Raw genomic sequence first — 17,300 nt, forward strand, 5'->3', positions numbered from 1 at the left:
CGACATGATGGCGCTCGGGACGCCGTAGGTGCGTGGATTACAGCGCCAGGTAATGCGCCATCAGTCGCGGCATCGACATCAGCCGCACCGTTTCCGCGCCGTCCGTGCCTGGCAGGGCGACGCGAATCAGGCCGGACTGGTCAGCCGACAGTGCGCCCTGGCGTGCGACCGGGGTGTGCCGCGTCAGCGAGACCGAGCCCGACACCGCGCGCTGCCCAGCGGCCGCATCTTCGATCACCAGCGGCTGCGGCGTATCGATCTCGACGGCCATGCTCATGCCGCGCAGCTTCAGCGCCGCCCTGCCGCTGCCTGTGACCGAACCCGAACCGAAGTCGCTGCTGGCATCGAGCCGCACCTGCATGCCCTGCGTCATCGCAGTGGCGCCGCCGGGCGGCGTCATCATGAAGTACTGGCTGTCGATGCGCACCAGCGGCGTGGTGCCCGCCAGCAGCGGCCCGCTCGCGCTGAGCGGATCGCCGAAGGCCAGCCAGTCGGTCCACATGCCGGCCGCCTGCAGCAGCGGCTGCGCGTCGGTCGCCTTGGTCGGGTCCGGCCGCGACAGCGCGATGTCGAACTGCACCTGACCGCTGGCGCCGAAGACGCCGGGCTCTCCGGCGAAATAGGTCACCGTCATCCGGCCCGAGCGCGCCAGCACCAGGCCGGACAGCGGTTCGCGCGTCAGGCACTGGCGATAGTCCAGCGTGAAGATGTCGCCGTGGTCGAGCACGCCATTGGGCGTGGCGTCCTCGTAGGCGATCGTGACCTCGCCCTGCGTGCGCTCGCCGGCGGCACAGGCATAGGTCACCGAGCCCCTGGTCCGCGCCTCGTCGAGCCGCGCCGGCGTTTCGGCGCGCAGCAGCAGCGGCAGCGCGGCGGCGCGCATCGTCGCGGTCAGGTCTTCGCTGTCGACCGGCGCCTGGCTGGCGCTTTCCCGGGCGCGCGCTGTCGGATCCGGAGGACTGGTCATATGGGCCTGCATCAGCACCGTGGCGCGGTCGGCGACCGCGCGAATGTCCATCGCGCCTTGCGCGGCAAGCAGATCAATGCCCTGGGCGACGGCTTGCGCGACATAGGCCTGGGTCCAGTCGCTGATTCCCGCCGCCGTGCGGGACGCCTGGCTTTCCCGAATGGCCCTGGCGGCCCAGACCGCGAAGTTCTCGAAGCTGTTGGCGGACATCGGCGACAGGCCGGGGGCGGCCGCGTACTGCCGCTCGCGCAGCGCATGCAGCGTGGCGGCGACGACGCCGCGGGTGTCGGACGGCAGCGCCGAATTGCCCGACAGCGGTTGCGAGATCGGCGTGGGAACGACGCGCGCATAGTCGGCCGGCAGCAGCAGCGCCTTGGCGATCTCCGCCTCGAGTTCCTGCTTCAGCTGGTCGATCGCGGCCGTCATTTCCTGCTTGAGCCGCGCGGCCTCGGCCTCGTTCGCGGTCTGGATCGCTTCCTGGTTGGCGCGCAGCGAGCCGACCACCGGCGACGGCAGGTGCAGCAACAGCTCGTCGAGCATGCTGACCGGCTTGGTGCCCTCGACCTTGCAGATGTCGGGGACCAGCGCGCGAACCTTGTCGGCGGTGCTCAGCGCCTGCTGCTTTCCGGTGGCCTCGTCGAAGAAGACCGCGGAGGGGCCGCCGCTGACCGTGATCAGCCCCGGGCCGCAATTGGCGGCGGGGATCGTCAGCGTGATCTGGCCGACGTCGCCGATCGTGCCCGAGGCGATGACGCCCTTGCCGTCCAGTCCACCCACCGTGACCAGGCCATGCAACACCGTACCCAGATGCGGCTGTACCGTCAGCGAGTAGGTGGCGGGCGCCGTCGGCGTGCCGTTGTTGCCGCCGGTGTTGCCGCCGGTGTTGCCATTACCGGCCTGGCCGCCGCCACCGTCATCGCCGCCGCCGCAAGCCGCCAGCGTGCCGGCGACGACGGCCGCCAGCGCCCGCAGCGCGATGCGCGCTGTCCTGCCTCGATTCATTTCCCTTCTCCCGTCCAAGGTATCGGTGCGCGCCCGTCGGGGGCGACGGCCCGATGCCGACCCGTTGTTGAGTGTGGTTGTGTGTGGCTCTGTATGGATCTGCGTCCCCGGTGCGCCGCCATTTCGCGCCGCGCACCGGCGGCGCGTAGGCTAGCACAACGGTTGCGTGTGTCATCCCCCGAACGCGGCTTGCCATTGCAGGATGTGGCGCCTAATGTACGGACATGGACCCCAAGCAGGAAGCCACCTTGAGCTATGCCTTGCTGGCCGATCCGGCGCGCGCCGACATCTGCCGCGCGCTGCTGGAGGCCGGCGATGTCTGCGTGCCGGCCGCGGACCTGGCCGCCGCCGCGGGCCTGACCTTGCGCCGCGCGGGGCGGATCTTCCAGGAACTGCTGCAGGCCGACATCGTGGCGCTGACCGTGCAGGACCGGCAGGTCTGCTACAGCCTGAAGGCACGCCGCGAGATACGGCAGGCCCTTGGCTATATCGAGGACTCGGGGCTGTTGTCCTAGCGTCCTGACGCTTGTCGAAGCCCCGCACCGCCAGCTTCTCCCTTCTCTCCCTTCCCAGCCTTCTTCGCTTCCGCCGGGCACTCTTTTCGCTTCCCGGGCCGTCACGCCGACCGCTTGTCGGAAAAAATTACCGCGGCCGCGCAGGATTTGCGCATCGTGGCGCTGGCGGCGCCGCGCCCATATCGGTTCGCCATCGGACGACACCATGGACGACACCGTGGACGACACCGCGGATGCCGCCAGACGGGCATGGAAGCTGCATCGACAGGCGGATGACAACCGTCTTCGCCCGCGAGCCCATGAATGTGAATGTCCGTGCCACCGCACCGGCCGGCGCCATGCCCGGCCCTCCGCCCGATCCCTCGCAGACTGTCGAAGCAACGCGCGACACCTCGGTCTGGTGGAAGAGCGCCGTGGTCTACCAGATCTACCCGCGCTCCTTCGCGGATGCCAATGGCGACGGCGTCGGCGACCTGGCCGGCATCATCGAGCGGCTCGATCACGTGCGCGCATTGGGCGCCGACACGATCTGGATTTCGCCGATCTATCGCTCGCCGATGGCCGATGCGGGCTATGACATCAGCGACTACTGCGACGTCGATCCGGTGTTCGGCTCGCTGGCCGATGCCGACCGCCTGATCGGCGAGGCCCATGCGCGCGGCTTGCGCGTGCTGCTCGACTTCGTGCCGAACCACACGTCGGATCAGCATCCGTGGTTCATCGAATCGCGCTCGTCGCGCGACAACCCCAAGCGCGACTGGTACATCTGGCGCGACCAGCCGAACGACTGGCGCGCGGCGCTCGGCGCCGGCAGCGCATGGACATGGGACGAGGCTACCGGCCAGTACTATCTGCATCTGTTCCTGCCGCAGCAGCCCGACCTGAACTGGCGCAATCCGCAGGTCGTGCAGGCGATGCACGGCGTGCTGCGCTTCTGGCTCGACCGCGGCGTCGACGGCTTTCGCATCGACGTCGCCCATTGCACCGGCAAGGACCCGACCTTCGCCGATCATCCGCGCTGCCTGGCCGGCGAGCCGCTGGCCGACTTCAACGACGATCCCTACAGCCACGAGGTGCTGCGCGGCATCCGCAAGCTGGTCGACAGCTATCCCGGCGACCGCGTGCTGGTCGGCGAGGTCAATATCCGCTCGACCGCCACCGTGGTGCAGTACTACGGCGCCGGCGACGAGTTGCACATGTCGTTCAACTTCCCGCCGCTCGATGCGCCGTGGGACCCGGTGGTGTTCCGCACCTGCATCCGCGAGGTCGATGCGCTGCTGCAGCCAGCGGAGGCCTGGCCGACCTGGGTGCTGTCGAACCACGACAACGAGCGCCATCGCACCCGCTACGGCGGCTCGATGCGCCGCGCCCGCGCCGCGGCGGTGATGCTGCTGACGCTGCGCGGCACGCCGTTCATCTTCCAGGGCGAGGAACTGGGGCTGGAGGACGTGGTGGTCGAAGCGGGCCAGCGCGTCGATCCCGGCGGGCGCGACGGTCCGCGCGGACCGATCCCCTGGGACTTCGCGCCGCCGCATGGCTGGCGCGCGGCGCGGACCTGGCTGCCGTTCCCGCCCGAGGCCGCCACGCTGTCGGTGCAGTCGCAATGGTCGCAGCCCTCGTCGATGCTGCATCTGTACCGCACGCTGATCGCCGCGCGCCGTGCCAGTGCGGCGCTGCGGCTGGGCAGCTGGGAAGAACTGCCGTCGCCGCCCGAGGTGCTGGCCTATCGCCGCCGGCATGGCGAGGACGAGCGCGTGGTCTGCATCAACTTTGCCGAGCGGCCGCTGCCGGTCGATCTCGACGGCGACTGGCGCGTCGCGATCGACAGCCTGCCCGAAGGGGCGGACCGGCGTTTCGACGGCATGCTGCAGCCCGAGCAGGCCGTGCTGCTGGAGCCGCTGTCGCTGCCGAAGCCATCGCAGCCATCGCAGCCGTAAGCGCTGCGGGCGGTGCAGCCCGGGCCGCCCGCTGCCGCCGTTCAACCGTCAGGAGGAGGACCCATGCGTTCGCTCTGGTACCGCAATGCGATCATCTACCAAATCGACGTCAGCGTATTTCGCGACGGCAATAACGACGGATGGGGCGATCTCCAGGGCTTGACGGCGCATCTCGAATACCTGCGCGGACTCGGCGTGACCTGCATCTGGCTGTCGCCGTTCTACCAGTCGCCGTTTCTCGATGGCGGCTACGACATCACCGACCATCTCGCCGTCGATCCGCGCTTCGGCAATCTGGCCGACATGGTGGCGCTGCTAGAGAAGGCCGAAGAGCTCGGTATCCGCGTGATGGTGGAGCTGGTGGCGCACCACACGTCGGATCAGCATCGCTGGTTCCAGGAAGCGCGGCGCGACCGCAATTCGCCGTACCGCGACTACTACGTCTGGGCCGACGAACCGGAGGAGACCCACGTCAAGCCGATCTTCCCGACCGTCGAGGACAGCGTCTGGACCTGGGACGAGGAAGCGGGGCAGTACTACCGGCACGCCTTCTATTCGCACCAGCCCGATCTGAACATCGCCAATCCGGCGGTGCGCACCGAGATCGAGGAGATCATGTCGTTCTGGCTGCGGCTCGGCGTATCCGGCTTCCGCATCGATGCGGCGGGGCACATGATCGATGGGGCCAAGGAAGCGGACCCGCGCGACGACGGCTTCTGGCTGCTGAACGACCTGCGCGCGTTCGCGACGCTGCGCCGCTCCGACGCGGTGCTGCTTGGCGAGGTCGACGTGCCGGTCGAGGACTACGCGCGCTATTTCGGCAAGGGCCACCGGCTGACGCTGGTGTCGAACTTCTTCCTGAACAACCTGCTGTTCCTGGCGCTGGCGCGCGAGCGCGCCGAGCCGATCGAACGCGCGCTGCGCGAGCAGCCCGATCCGCCCGAGCGCGCGCAATACGCGGTGTGGGTACGCAATCACGACGAGCTCGATCTGGAGCGCCTCAGCGAGGCCGAGCGCGAAGAGGTGATGCAGCGCTTCGCGCCGGATCCGGACATGCGCGTCTACAACCGGGGTATCCGCCGCCGGCTGCCGCCGATGCTTGACGGCGACCAGCGCCGCATCGCGCAGGTCCATGCGCTGCTGTTCTCGCTGCCCGGCACGCCGATCCTGCGCTACGGCGAGGAGATCGGCATGGGCGAGGACCTGTCGCTGAAGGAGCGCCACGCCGTGCGCACGGCGATGCAATGGTCCGACGAGGTCAATGGCGGCTTCTCGCCCGCCGATCCCGAATCGCTGCCGGTGCCGGTGATCCGCGAGGGCCCGTTCCGCTACGACCAGGTCAATATCTACGACCAGTTGCTGCGCGACGATTCACTGCTGGCGAAGACCGGCAAGATGATCCGCGCGCGCGTCGGCATGCCGGAGATCGGCTATGGCGAATGCACGGTGATGGAGGTCGGCTGTCCGTCGGTGCTGGCGCTGCGGCACGAGCTGGACGGGCAGGTGGTGTTCACGTTCGCCAATCTGTCGGACAAGGACGTCGAGGTGAAGCTGCCCGAGGTCGAGGTCGGCGAGCTGCGCGACATGCTGGTCGATGGCCCGTACCCGCCGGCGCAGACCGCGCATACGCTGAAGCTGCGCGCCTACGGCTACCGATGGCTGCGGCAGCGGCCGTGCTTCGGGCCGTGATCGGCAGCATCAGTCCGGCAAAGACAGCGACAACCAGGGAGAAACGCGATGGAAGCGATCGGACAACGGCGCTGGGTCATTGCGGAAGGCTATCTGCCGCCGACCGACCCGGCCGCCAGCAGGCAATTGAACAGCCATGAAGCGGCCTGCCTGCTCAATACCGGCGATGCCCCGGCCCATGTCACGGTGACGATCTTCTATGCGGACCGCGAACCCGTCGGTCCGTACCGGCTCACGGTGCCGGCGCGCCGCACCTTGCATCTGCGCTTCAACGATCTGCGCGACCCCGAGCCGATCCCCGAGGACACCGACTACGCCAGCGTGATCGAGTCCGATGTGCCGATCGTCGTGCAGCACACCCGGCTCGATTCGCGCCAGGCCGCGCTCGCGCTGATGACCACGCTGGCCTATCCGGTCCCGGCCTCGGTGTCCGCGGCGTCCGGCTGACCGCGCCGCACCCGATCCCCATTTCGCCCAGGAGTCCGCCATGCCCTTGATCGGCTATCACGCCTCGCACGAACAGTTCTCGCCGGGCGACCTGCTGCGCTATGCGCGCGCCGCGCAGCTGGCCGGTTTTACCGCGCTCAGCAGCTCCGACCACTTCCATCCGTGGAGCGAGCGGCAAGGGGAGAGCGGCCATTCCTGGTCCTGGCTCGGCGCCGCGATGGCGACCGTCGACCTGCCGACGGGCGTGGTCGCCTGTCCGTTCGGGCGCTACCACCCGGCCGTGGTCGCCCAGGCCGCCGCGACGCTGGAGGCGATGTTCCCGGGCCGCTTCTGGATCGCGCTGGGCACCGGCGAGGCGCTGAACGAACACATCACCGGCCGGCCGTGGCCGCCCAAGCCCGAGCGGCAGGCGATGCTGTCCGAGTCGGTGGACGTGATGCGCGCGCTGTGGCGCGGCGAGGAGGTGACGCACCGGGGCAGCATCGTCGTCGATCGCGCCCGGCTGTACACGCTGCCGCAGCGTCCGCCGCCGATCTTCGCCGCCGCGCTGACCGAGCAGACCGCGCGCTGGGCGGGACAGTGGGCCGACGGCCTGATCACGATCTCGGCGCCACGCGAGACCATGCGCGCGGTCATCGACGCCTTTCGGGAGGGCGGCGGCGGAGGCAAACCGGTGCATATCCAGGCCAAGATCGCCTACGCCGACCCCACGCAGGGCGACGAGGCCGCGCGCCGCATGGCCTACGAGCAGTGGCGCACCAATGTGTTCGACAGCGAGACCGCGGCGAACCTGGCGACCCCGGCCGAGTTCGATGCCCGCGCCCGCACGGTGTCGCCGGACGACATCGAGCGCGCGGTCCGGATCTCCTGCGACGCCGCGCAGCAGGCCGCCTGGCTTGCCGAAGACCTGGCGATGGGCGCCGACGCGGTCTTCCTGCACAACGTCTGCGGCAACCAGCAGGCCTGGCTCGACGCCTGCGCGCAGACGGTGCTGCCGCAACTGCGGGGCGGGGTCTGAACCCGCCTCGTTGGCACCCGCTGGCGACATTCGCCTGAAAAAACCGGGCCGCACAATATAAGAGACAATGCCCGCCGGGCCTTGCACCGCGCCGGCCCGGGGCAAATTCCCTGCTTTTGTGCGGGTAAACCCGTATTCAGGCCTCGTCTTGAAAACCCGAAACCCCGTCCCTATAATTAGCACTCGCCGGGTGCGAGTGCTAACAGCGTGCTGTAATCTCCATCCGGCGTCCGATTTCAAGGGCCTCCGCAGTCCCGCGGCGGCCACTTTGCAAATAAATGCTCACTTGTACTAAGGAGTCCGTATGAATCTGCGTCCTTTGCACGACCGCGTGATCGTCAAGCGTCTGGACAACGAAACCAAGACCGCTTCCGGCATCGTGATTCCCGACAATGCTGCCGAGAAGCCCGATCAGGGCGAAGTGCTGGCCATCGGCCCGGGCAAGAAGGATGACAAGGGCGCGTCGATCGCCCTCGACGTCAAGGTGGGTGACCGCGTGCTGTTCGGCAAGTACGCCGGCCAGACCGTGAAGGTGGATGGCCAGGAACTGCTGGTCATGCGCGAAGAAGACATCATGGCGGTCATCAACAAGTGATGTCGCTGTCCGGGCGCCGCGCGTCCGGAACCCCCGGGGCGCACGGTTTCGCCGCTGCGGCGATCGCGCCCGGGACTTTTCCCGTACAGAATTCTGGAGATCTAGAACATGGCAGCTAAAGACGTAGTGTTCGGCGACAGCGCTCGCCACAAGATGGTCGAAGGCGTGAACATCCTGGCCAACGCGGTCAAGGTCACCCTGGGTCCGAAGGGCCGCAACGTGGTGCTCGAGCGCAGCTTCGGCGGCCCGACCGTGACCAAGGACGGCGTGTCGGTCGCCAAGGAAATCGAGCTGAAGGACAAGCTGCAGAACATGGGCGCCCAGATGGTCAAGGAAGTCGCTTCCAAGACCAGCGACAACGCCGGTGACGGTACCACCACCGCGACCGTGCTGGCCCAGTCGATCGTGCGCGAAGGCATGAAGTACGTTGCCGCCGGCATGAACCCGATGGATCTGAAGCGCGGCATCGACAAGGCCGTGGGCGCCGCCGTCGAAGAGCTGAAGAAGCTGAGCAAGCCGACCACGACCAGCAAGGAAATCGCCCAGGTTGGCGCGATCTCGGCCAACAGCGACGAAGTGATCGGCAAGCTGATCGCCGAAGCGATGGACAAGGTCGGCAAGGAAGGCGTGATCACCGTTGAAGACGGCAAGTCGCTGGCCGACGAGCTGGAAGTCGTCGAGGGCATGCAGTTCGACCGCGGCTACCTGTCGCCGTACTTCATCAACAACCCGGACAAGCAAGTCGTCCAGCTCGACAACCCGTTCGTGCTGCTGTTCGACAAGAAGATCTCGAACATCCGCGACCTGCTGCCGGTGCTGGAGCAAGTGGCCAAGTCGAGCCGTCCGCTGCTGATCATCGCCGAAGACGTCGAAGGCGAAGCGCTGGCGACCCTGGTGGTCAACAACATCCGTGGCATCCTGAAGACCGCCGCCGTCAAGGCGCCTGGCTTCGGCGACCGCCGCAAGGCCATGCTGGAAGACATCGCCATCCTGACCGGCGGCACCGTGATCGCCGAGGAAGTCGGCCTGACGCTGGAAAAGGCCACGCTGCAAGACCTGGGTCAAGCCAAGCGTGTCGAGATCGGCAAGGAAAACACCATCATCATCGACGGTGCCGGTGACGCCGCCGCGATCGAAGGCCGTGTCAAGCAGATCCGCGCCCAGATCGAGGAAGCGACCTCGGACTACGACCGCGAGAAGCTGCAAGAGCGCGTGGCCAAGCTGGCCGGCGGTGTTGCTGTGATCAAGGTTGGTGCCGCCACCGAAGTCGAAATGAAGGAAAAGAAGGCACGCGTCGAAGACGCGCTGCACGCCACCCGCGCTGCCGTTGAAGAAGGCATCGTCCCGGGCGGCGGCGTGGCCCTGCTGCGTGCCCGCGCTGCGATCTCGAGCCTGACCGGCGAGAACCCCGACCAGAACGCCGGCATCAAGATCGTGCTGCGCGCGATGGAAGAGCCGCTGCGCCAGATCGTGCTGAACGCCGGCGAAGAAGCCTCGGTCGTCGTGGCCAAGGTCATCGAGGGCAACGGCAACTTCGGCTACAACGCCGCCAGCGGCGAGTACGGCGACCTGGTCGAGATGGGCGTGCTGGATCCGACCAAGGTGACCCGCACCGCGCTGCAGAACGCCGCTTCGGTCGCATCGCTGATGCTGACCACCGACTGCGCGATCGCCGAAACGCCGAAGGAAGAGTCGGCGCCGGCAATGCCGGGCGGCATGGGTGGCATGGGCGGCATGGACGGCATGATGTAATCACGCCGGCCGTCGGCTTCGGCCGACTGCCCTGACTGCGCGAACCGCGTCAGTCGAAAACCCCCACGGGTGCAAGCCCGTGGGGGTTTTTGTTCATCCATTTCTTCGCGGGCTGTGAGGTGTAGAGATTGCTGCGAGATGCGGGCGATCCACCCTCGTACTCGGCCAAAGCAGCCCAAGACGTCGCCGCGTAAGACTGCTGGTGTTGGCTATGTCGCACTTCACACTCATAGGCTTTTCTTGATTTAACTACTGTTGTGAAGCGGAGACGTAGTGGTTATCCGCCGGCATGTACGTGACGCTGCCGTACCAAATCAGATGCCTCGATTGGCGTCTATTATTCTCACAAATCTGCTGACAAGCGAGAGGTGGCCGTTAGACTCGATAGTTCAAACGTTGGAGCTCTCCGAAGAAGAGCTACCAGTTTTAGAACGGTGTCTCCTATCCGAGCCGGCTCGGTGCTCCGTGTCCGTTTTAAAACCATGTGCCCACGCTCGAAGTCTAATACGTGAATACCTTGCTTAAGACGGGACCCAGAATATTGACTAAGATCGAGCAAGTACACTTCTGACCTCTGCCCGGCTTGGTGTTGATCGGAAAGGCTCGGATTGATCAAATGGAGCATTCTGAGATCGGCCAATGCCTGTAGAACCCGATACTCGGCCGAATGAGCCTCTTTGTCCCGAAAGTCCACCCGGAAATAGGTAATTTCCTTTTCAGATAGCAAGAAATCTCTGACGATGTTTAGGGAGGCTATGAGTTCACTAGAGCGGCCCCTCGTTGCCGCTGCATCGTCCTCTAATTCTTGAACTTTTGTTTGACCAGCAATACCGGCAGCATTGTTAACATCTTGCACCCCGACTGTCTTTGCATTTGGCCGTTGTCGTGCCTTCTCGATTGACGCGGCGCATAACGTCAAGAAGTCGCGCGGTACACCACCAGATGCAAGGACAAGTCGATCCAATGCCTGCGAACTCAGAACATTACTGAGAGGAAGGGCGTTGCACTCTTCTACATACCCTCTGAGTACGCTTTCAAGGAATTTCTTTGCTCGTTCCGGGTGTTCCAGCGTAACGTCCAAGTTGATGATCGTAGCATCATGACCCGTCTGCAGACCGGTCGGTGGAACAGGTATAAACCACCTGGTTTGATGTTGAATGCCGGCGATCTTTAGCCAAACGAGATTGTCCCTTGTTACACCATGCAGAAGATCCAGAAAATGCGGAACATCACCACTTGGAAGGTAATGTATATCATCAATAAATAAAAAAATCGTTCGCTGCGCTTGTAAGGTAAACCGGGAACACTCTTGCTGGAGTAGCGGAACCAATAGAGCGACGTCGTTTAGCGACGCGCCATTAGCGGCGAATCGCTGCTCGATCTTTGCACGAAGGGCGCGCAACGCATCAAGACCGGCCTGGGAAGGACGAACCGCGTCTTGAGATGACAGCAAAAGATCACAGAGCTTTAGGGCTACTGTCAAGAATGCGTTTCCAGTACCAAGACTCCGCAGAGATTGCACGTTGACCCATAGTACGTACGCGCCTTGATTTTCCAACAGTCTTTTTGCTTCCAACAAAAGAGAGGTTTTTCCCACTCCTCGACGGCCGAATATCAGGTGATGCCGGGGTGTAATCGCGACGCTGAGTCTTTCCTCGACGTCTTTAATATATTTAAGGCTCGGCTGACTCTCCGAAGTTCTTGAGCGCGTGCTCAGCAAGCTAAGCAAATCACCCACCCGAAGATCGTGGACCCCTACGACGGGGGTGTGTGCCCTCTTGACATTTCCCGCTTTGCCTTGTCGGACGGTTACGAAGCCGTTTTCGATCTGCGCGTCTAGCTCCTGAGCAATCGCCAGTGCACGTTGATAGTCCCGGTCGACTTCTACGATGGCGATTACCTCGCCCGGGAAGGTTCTAATCTGTACCGAAATGGGAACGATCCCAGCCTTCTGCATTTCCCGTTCGATTAGCCCTCTAATATCCGACTCAGGAACCATTTTTTGACCTTATTTCTTGATTGATATACCGCTGTGCTACGCGAATTAATTCTGTTGCGTCCTGAATAAGTGCGTCACAAGTGTCTTCGAATGCCGTATCGTCAACAGGATAGGGATCATAGTCAGCACGATTTCGCTCCAGTCGTGCGAACTTCAACTTGTTTCTCCACTGCTCCAGATCTGGGAAATTTGCGGGAAGTTTGCTGGGGAGAGCAGAATGTTCTTCGTGATCATCGCCCCCGTATGATAAATAGGTCGCGGCACGAGCCGCGTGGTACATGGCGTAATAAGCTCGGCTGACTGCTGCGCGACTGAGCTTCGGGGTTAATGCGGCCGATTTGATCGCGTCATTCAATTGCAGTTGTGCCAGTCTTAAGCGATCTTTGGCCACCCTCGCCCGCAAACGGTCGATGGTCGATCGTGATCTCCGACAGATAGAAACACCGTCTGCGAAATTCCTGAGTTTCTCCAATTTCGCTTTAGAAATCAGCAGTAGCTCGCTTTCAGTAATTCTCGCCATATTGTTGTTAGTTTGCAACGAATTTTGATCGAACGACACTGCTTGAGGCAGCGGGCCGCTCCTATCAATTCAAGCGGTCCGAAATTGTCTCACATCAGGTCTGATGGTTTGTTCGATTCTCAACCACGAGCTCCCCAATCTGCGCGGTCGCTGCGGCATGGGCTGCTGTCGAATTGCAATGCCGTCGCCAACCTATGCGGTAGCTAAAGAAGAGCTAGGGCAAGGTGCGGAGTCCACTCATGGAGCATGGGCTCAGTAGCGGACCGATACCTCTGCTGCATTGCTATACAAAGGGCGGCAACCAGCCCTCCATATTCGATGCGGCTCTTGACAATTCGAATACAGCCGTGCCCACATGACATGAAGGGCGTGCAAGACCAGCGTTTATGGTGTCGACAATACGCGAGTAGCGGTATTGTCACTGCGCGCTTCCGACCTCCACCACATATCCCCAATCGAACCTCGCGTTCTCCAGCGCCCCGTCGCCGCGCCGCACATAGCCACGCGGGTTGCAGACGACGCGGGCGCCGTCGACGCGGTAGTCGAAGCTGGTGTGCGTATGGCCGTGGATCCACAGGTCGGCGCGCTGGACCAGATCGGGCCGGCGCGAGATGAAGCCGGCCGACGCGAGATCGTGCGCATAGCGGGGGTCGAGGCTGCCCAGGTCCGGCGCATGGTGGGTGACCACCACGGTCGCGCCGTCGAACGGCGTTTCCAGCTCGGCGGCGAGCCACGCGGACTCGGCCCGGTGCCGCGCCAGCGCATCGGCCGGCGTGAAGCGCCGCAGGCCGCCTTCACCATCATCGCTGTCTGCTTCCACCGAGATCAGCCGATGGTCGAGCATCACCTTGGCGCAGGCCTGCATCGCGTCGTCGATGCGCTCGCGGCCGAACAGCGCGTAGTCGGCCCACCAGGTCGTGCCGAGCACGCGGACCGGCGCCTCGCCCGGCAGTTCGAACACCGCCACGCCGGCGGTCAGCAGATGCACCTGCGGATGCGCGGCCGCGGCGGCGGCCAGTTGCGCATCGACCCGCGTGAAGGTGCTGTCGTAGTACTCGTGGTTACCGGGCACATAGACGATCGGCCCGCGCAGATGACGGGCCGCCCAGTCGATGCCGTCGCGGCCGTTGGCGATGTCGCCGGCCAGCACGACCACGTCGGCATCGCAGTCGGGGACCGACTCGGGGGTATGGTGTTCCAGATGCAGATCGCTCAGAACGCGTAGCTTCATGCCGCCTCCAGCTGGCCTCCAGACGGGCCTGTGCCATCGGAGTGTTCAGCATGCAGCGGGGACGGTCAAGTGCGGACATGGCGGACCGGCACGGCGAACATACGCGCCAGCGAAAAAAGCCCGGACGAATCCGGGCGAAGGCTGTCCGCTTTGCCTGGGTGTGATGGCGGGCAGCCGAGGGACTTGCGGGTCAGCCACCCTGTCCGGTCATCGTCGGCAGCAGCACCCGCACAATCTGGATGAAAGCCGGTCCCAGCAGCACCACCAGCAGCGAGGGGAAGATCAGGAAGATCAGCGGGAACAGCAGCTTCAGCGCGATCTTGGCCGCCTGTTCCTCGGCCAGCATCCGCCGCTTGGTGCGCAGCATGTCGGACAGCACCCGCAGCGATTCGCCGAGGCTGGTGCCGAAACGGTCGGCCTGCACCAGCATCGCGGCGAAGCGCTCGACGTCGTCGACGCCGGTACGCAGCGCGAGGTTGGACAGCGCCTTCTCCTTCGAGAAGCCCGAGCGCATCTCCAGCAGCATCAGCTCGAGTTCGTTGGCCAGCACCGGGCAGCGCAGCGACAGCTCGCCGGCGACCCGCATCAGCGCCGCGTCCAGCCCGAGCCCGGCCTCGACGCAGACCGTCAGCAGGTCGATCGCATCGGGAAACTCCTCGAACACGGCGCGCTTGCGCTGCACGATCCGGCGTGCCAGCACCGCGTTGGGCAGGTAGTAGCCGACCGCGCAGATCGCGATCAGCAGCATCGCGAGCAGCGCGCCGTCGCTGGCCAGCGGCGTGCCGACGGTCGCCACCAGCGCCGCCAGCGGCAGTGCCAGCGCGAGCACGGTCTTGGCGGCGAAGTACAGCGTCGGCGCGGCGGTGCCACGCCAGCCGGCGTTCATGAAGCGTACCCGCAGCGCGGAATTCTCCCAGCCTTCCCGGGGCAGCGCCAGGCGCGACACCGGCCTGGCCCATTCGCTGAGCCGCGCACTCCAGCCGCCGCCGGCCTGCGCCGCGCCCGACGCGGCGCCCGATCCCGCGGTGCCCGCGCCGCCAAGCCGTTCGAGCCGCTCCAGCCGCGCGCGCAGCCGGTTCGGCGAACACACCAGCATCAGGCCGAGCGCCGCACCGAACGCGGCGACGAACACCAGACCGAGCAACAGCCATTGTTGTGTCTGCATGGCTTGCATGATTCCTCCCTATACCCGGATGCGGATGATCTTGCGCATCCACAACACCCCCAACGCCATCATGACCAGCGCCGTGCCCGCCATGCGGATGCCGGCCGGGTCCTGCCACAGCACGTCGAGAAAACCCGGGTTCAGCACCGAGATCAGCCCGGCCGTGCCGAACGGCAGCAGGCCGAGGATCCACGCCGACAGCCGGCCTTCCGCGGACAGCACGCGGATCTTGTCGAACAGCTTGAGCCGCTCGCGCACCAGCCGGCTGATCGTGTCGAGCACCTCGGCCAGGTTGCCGCCGCTTTCGCGCTGGATCAGCACGGCGATCACGAAGTAGCGCAGGTCGCCGACCGGCACCCGCATCGCCAGGCTCGTCAGCGCATCGTCGAGCGAGACGCCGTAGTTGATCTCTTCGAAGGCAAGCCGGAATTCAGGCCCGAGCGGGGCCTTCATTTCCTGGCCGACGGTGCCGAGCGCGCCGGCGAACGAGTGCCCGGCGCGCAGCGACCGGCTGATCATGTCGATCGCATCGGGCAGCTGTGCCTCCATGCGCTTCAGGCGCCGTTGCCGCTGCGCCAGCGTGCGCAGGCAGGGCAGCGCGGCGGCCAGCAGCGCGCCGCCGGCGGCCAGCCAGAACGGCAGCGGCAGCAGCGACAGCACGGCGAACGCGATCAGCAGGCTGGCGGCGCTGAAGCCCAGCAGCTGGCCGACCGACCAGGTACTGCCCGACTGCTGCAGCCAGCGGTCCAGCGCGGCCACGCGCGGCACCCGCATCAACAGGCGCTGCATGCGCGGGCTGCCGGCCAGCATCCGTTCCTTCAGGATCGACATCTGCTCGCGGCCGATCTGGCCGCCAGCGGACAACGCGCGGATACGCGCGTCGATGCGCCGTGCCGATGCGCCATGATGGCTGTTCCACCACAGGTAGACGGCCTCGATGGCCAGCACGACCGCGATGAACAGCAACACGCCGAAGGCGTACAGCGCATAGTGTCCCAGCTGTCCCCACTGTGCGAATGGGCCGAGGTTCATGATCGCTCTCCGTCAGGCCGCGGTGCCCTGGATCTCGAAGCGCCGCGACGGATCGTAGGTCTCGTCCGGCAGTGCGACGCCATAGACGCGCAGCCGCTCGGCGAACTTCGGATAGACGCCGGTGGCGCGAAAATGGCCGCGCACGGTGCCGTCCTGGCCGACGCCGGTGCGCTGGAACGTGAAGATCTCCTGCATGTTGATGACGTCGCCCTCCATGCCGGTGATCTCCTGGATGCTGACGATCTTGCGGCTGCCGTCGCTTAGCCGTGCCGCCTGCACGATCACCGTGATCGCCGACGCGATCTGGTGGCGGATCGCCTTCGGCGGCACGTTCATGCCGGCCATGCTGACCATGTTCTCGAGCCGCGTCAGTGCATCGCGCGGCGTGTTGGCGTGGATCGTGGTCAGCGAACCTTCGTGGCCGGTGTTCATCGCATTGAGCATGTCCAGCGCCTCGGCGCCGCGCACCTCGCCGAGGATGATCCGGTCAGGCCGCATCCGCAGCGCATTGCGCACTAGCGAGCGCTGCGTGATCTCGCCCTTGCCCTCGATATTGGGCGGGCGCGTCTCCAGACGCAGCACGTGGGGCTGGCGCAATTGCAGTTCGGCGGCATCCTCGATGGTGACCACGCGCTCGTCGATCGGGATGAAGCCGGACACGATGTTCAGCAGCGTGGTCTTGCCGCTGCCGGTGCCGCCCGATACCAGCAGGTTGACCTTGGCGTGCGCCAGCGCCTGCAGCAGCTGGGCCATCGGCGGCGTCAGGCTCTGGTACGCGACCAGGTCGGCGACCTGCAGCGGATTGACGGCGAAGCGCCGGATCGACAGCAGCGGCCCGTCGATCGCCGACGGCGGGATGATCGCATTGACGCGGGAGCCGTCGGGCAGCCGCGCATCGACCATCGGGCTGGTCTCGTCGATGCGGCGCCCGACGCGCGACACGATCTTCTCGATGACCTTCATCAGATGCGCGTCGTCGTAGAACGTGATGTCGGTCAGTTCCAGCTTGCCGCGGCGCTCGACATAGGTCTGGCGTGCGGTATTGACCAGGATGTCGGACACCGTCGGATCGCGCAGCAGCGGCTCGAGCGGACCGAAGCCGAACATTTCGTCGTAGATCTCGCCGATCAGCTGGCGGCGCTCGGCATCGTTGAGCAGGACCTTGTCCTCGTCGACGATCGCGCCGACCAGCAGGCCGATCTCGTGCCGGACTTGTTCGAGCGGAATATGCGCAAGCCGTTCCAGTTCGACCCGTTCGAGCACGGTCTCGTGCACGGTGCGCTTGAGCGCGCGGTAGCCGGTACCGGCGGGCAGCGCGGTGGCCGCGTGGCCGTTGACGGACAGGGCGGCAAAGCCCGGGCTGGCGTTCGACAGTTGTTCGCGGATCGACATGGCGGTCTCCGGCTAGAGTGGTTGGCGTGCGCGTTGCGT

At 65.4% G+C, this 17,300-nt stretch carries 14 protein-coding genes; 7 read left to right on the forward strand and 7 right to left on the reverse strand.

Going from position 1 to position 17,300, the window contains the following annotated elements; translation table 11 throughout:
• Positions 1–37: 37 nt before the first annotated feature.
• A complete protein-coding gene (locus LRR16_RS10475; RefSeq protein ID WP_232205811.1) occupies positions 38–1,969 on the reverse strand; it encodes a hypothetical protein in 1,932 nt (643 codons plus the stop codon).
• Between the two features lie 224 nt (positions 1,970–2,193).
• Here LRR16_RS10475 and LRR16_RS10480 point away from each other — a divergent pair, with 224 nt between their 5' ends.
• The 7 genes from LRR16_RS10480 (at position 2,194) to groL (ending at position 9,922) form a co-directional block, all read left to right on the forward strand.
• Positions 2,194–2,484, forward strand: coding sequence for a helix-turn-helix domain-containing protein (locus LRR16_RS10480; RefSeq protein WP_006578193.1), 291 nt, complete (start codon positions 2,194–2,196; stop codon positions 2,482–2,484).
• Between the two features lie 299 nt (positions 2,485–2,783).
• Entirely contained in the window at positions 2,784–4,421 is a 1,638-nt protein-coding gene (locus LRR16_RS10485) for an alpha-amylase family glycosyl hydrolase (protein WP_232205812.1), read from the forward strand.
• Between the two features lie 63 nt (positions 4,422–4,484).
• Complete coding sequence (locus LRR16_RS10490; protein WP_232205813.1) at positions 4,485–6,110, forward strand: alpha-amylase family protein; 1,626 nt, start codon at positions 4,485–4,487, stop codon at positions 6,108–6,110.
• A 48-nt stretch (positions 6,111–6,158) separates the two neighbouring features.
• Positions 6,159–6,557: a sensory rhodopsin transducer gene (locus LRR16_RS10495; RefSeq protein WP_006578150.1), complete on the forward strand. Its 399-nt coding sequence runs from the start codon at positions 6,159–6,161 to the stop codon at positions 6,555–6,557.
• 40 nt (positions 6,558–6,597) lie between these two features.
• Positions 6,598–7,575 carry a TIGR03885 family FMN-dependent LLM class oxidoreductase gene (locus LRR16_RS10500; protein WP_232205814.1) on the forward strand — a complete coding sequence of 326 codons (978 nt, stop codon included), beginning with the start codon at positions 6,598–6,600 and terminating at the stop codon, positions 7,573–7,575.
• 304 nt (positions 7,576–7,879) lie between these two features.
• A complete protein-coding gene (gene groES, locus LRR16_RS10505; protein ID WP_006578153.1) occupies positions 7,880–8,170 on the forward strand; it encodes a co-chaperone GroES in 291 nt (96 codons plus the stop codon).
• A 108-nt stretch (positions 8,171–8,278) separates the two neighbouring features.
• A complete protein-coding gene (gene groL / locus LRR16_RS10510; RefSeq protein ID WP_023265060.1) occupies positions 8,279–9,922 on the forward strand; it encodes a chaperonin GroEL in 1,644 nt (547 codons plus the stop codon).
• Between the two features lie 343 nt (positions 9,923–10,265).
• Here groL and LRR16_RS10515 read toward each other — a convergent pair whose 3' ends face one another.
• The 6 genes from LRR16_RS10515 to LRR16_RS10540 all read right to left on the reverse strand — a co-directional run bounded on the left by LRR16_RS10515 (position 10,266) and on the right by LRR16_RS10540 (position 17,261).
• Positions 10,266–11,921: an ATP-binding protein gene (locus tag LRR16_RS10515; protein ID WP_232205815.1), complete on the reverse strand. Its 1,656-nt coding sequence runs from the start codon at positions 11,919–11,921 to the stop codon at positions 10,266–10,268.
• Positions 11,911–12,459: a HEPN domain-containing protein gene (locus LRR16_RS10520; protein ID WP_232205816.1), complete on the reverse strand. Its 549-nt coding sequence runs from the start codon at positions 12,457–12,459 to the stop codon at positions 11,911–11,913. The genes LRR16_RS10515 and LRR16_RS10520 overlap by 11 nt, the downstream gene beginning before the upstream one ends.
• 400 nt (positions 12,460–12,859) lie before the next feature.
• Positions 12,860–13,672 carry a metallophosphoesterase gene (locus LRR16_RS10525; RefSeq protein ID WP_232205817.1) on the reverse strand — a complete coding sequence of 271 codons (813 nt, stop codon included), beginning with the start codon at positions 13,670–13,672 and terminating at the stop codon, positions 12,860–12,862.
• A gap of 190 nt (positions 13,673–13,862) precedes the next feature.
• Complete coding sequence (locus LRR16_RS10530; RefSeq protein ID WP_232205818.1) at positions 13,863–14,846, reverse strand: type II secretion system F family protein; 984 nt, start codon at positions 14,844–14,846, stop codon at positions 13,863–13,865.
• A 9-nt stretch (positions 14,847–14,855) separates the two neighbouring features.
• Complete coding sequence (locus LRR16_RS10535) at positions 14,856–15,869, reverse strand: type II secretion system F family protein (protein ID WP_064575798.1); 1,014 nt, start codon at positions 15,867–15,869, stop codon at positions 14,856–14,858.
• A gap of 12 nt (positions 15,870–15,881) precedes the next feature.
• Entirely contained in the window at positions 15,882–17,261 is a 1,380-nt protein-coding gene (locus LRR16_RS10540; protein ID WP_023265057.1) for a CpaF family protein, read from the reverse strand.
• Positions 17,262–17,300 lie beyond the last annotated feature (39 nt).

The sequence above is a fragment of the Cupriavidus sp. UGS-1 genome, from assembly GCF_021213615.1.
Lineage (GTDB): Bacteria > Pseudomonadota > Gammaproteobacteria > Burkholderiales > Burkholderiaceae > Cupriavidus.

Bases quoted from the DNA above. Each gene is read 5' to 3' on its own strand.
- LRR16_RS10475 (WP_232205811.1), bottom strand. From the start codon at position 1,969: ATGAATCGAGGCAGGACAGCGCGCATCGCGCTGCGGGCGCTGGCGGCC.
- LRR16_RS10480 (WP_006578193.1), top strand. From the start codon at position 2,194: ATGGACCCCAAGCAGGAAGCCACCTTGAGCTATGCCTTGCTGGCCGAT.
- LRR16_RS10485 (WP_232205812.1), top strand. From the start codon at position 2,784: ATGAATGTGAATGTCCGTGCCACCGCACCGGCCGGCGCCATGCCCGGC.
- LRR16_RS10490 (WP_232205813.1), top strand. From the start codon at position 4,485: ATGCGTTCGCTCTGGTACCGCAATGCGATCATCTACCAAATCGACGTC.
- LRR16_RS10495 (WP_006578150.1), top strand. From the start codon at position 6,159: ATGGAAGCGATCGGACAACGGCGCTGGGTCATTGCGGAAGGCTATCTG.
- LRR16_RS10500 (WP_232205814.1), top strand. From the start codon at position 6,598: ATGCCCTTGATCGGCTATCACGCCTCGCACGAACAGTTCTCGCCGGGC.
- groES (WP_006578153.1), top strand. From the start codon at position 7,880: ATGAATCTGCGTCCTTTGCACGACCGCGTGATCGTCAAGCGTCTGGAC.
- groL (WP_023265060.1), top strand. From the start codon at position 8,279: ATGGCAGCTAAAGACGTAGTGTTCGGCGACAGCGCTCGCCACAAGATG.
- LRR16_RS10515 (WP_232205815.1), bottom strand. From the start codon at position 11,921: ATGGTTCCTGAGTCGGATATTAGAGGGCTAATCGAACGGGAAATGCAG.
- LRR16_RS10525 (WP_232205817.1), bottom strand. From the start codon at position 13,672: ATGAAGCTACGCGTTCTGAGCGATCTGCATCTGGAACACCATACCCCC.
- LRR16_RS10530 (WP_232205818.1), bottom strand. From the start codon at position 14,846: ATGCAAGCCATGCAGACACAACAATGGCTGTTGCTCGGTCTGGTGTTC.
- LRR16_RS10535 (WP_064575798.1), bottom strand. From the start codon at position 15,869: ATGAACCTCGGCCCATTCGCACAGTGGGGACAGCTGGGACACTATGCG.
- LRR16_RS10540 (WP_023265057.1), bottom strand. From the start codon at position 17,261: ATGTCGATCCGCGAACAACTGTCGAACGCCAGCCCGGGCTTTGCCGCC.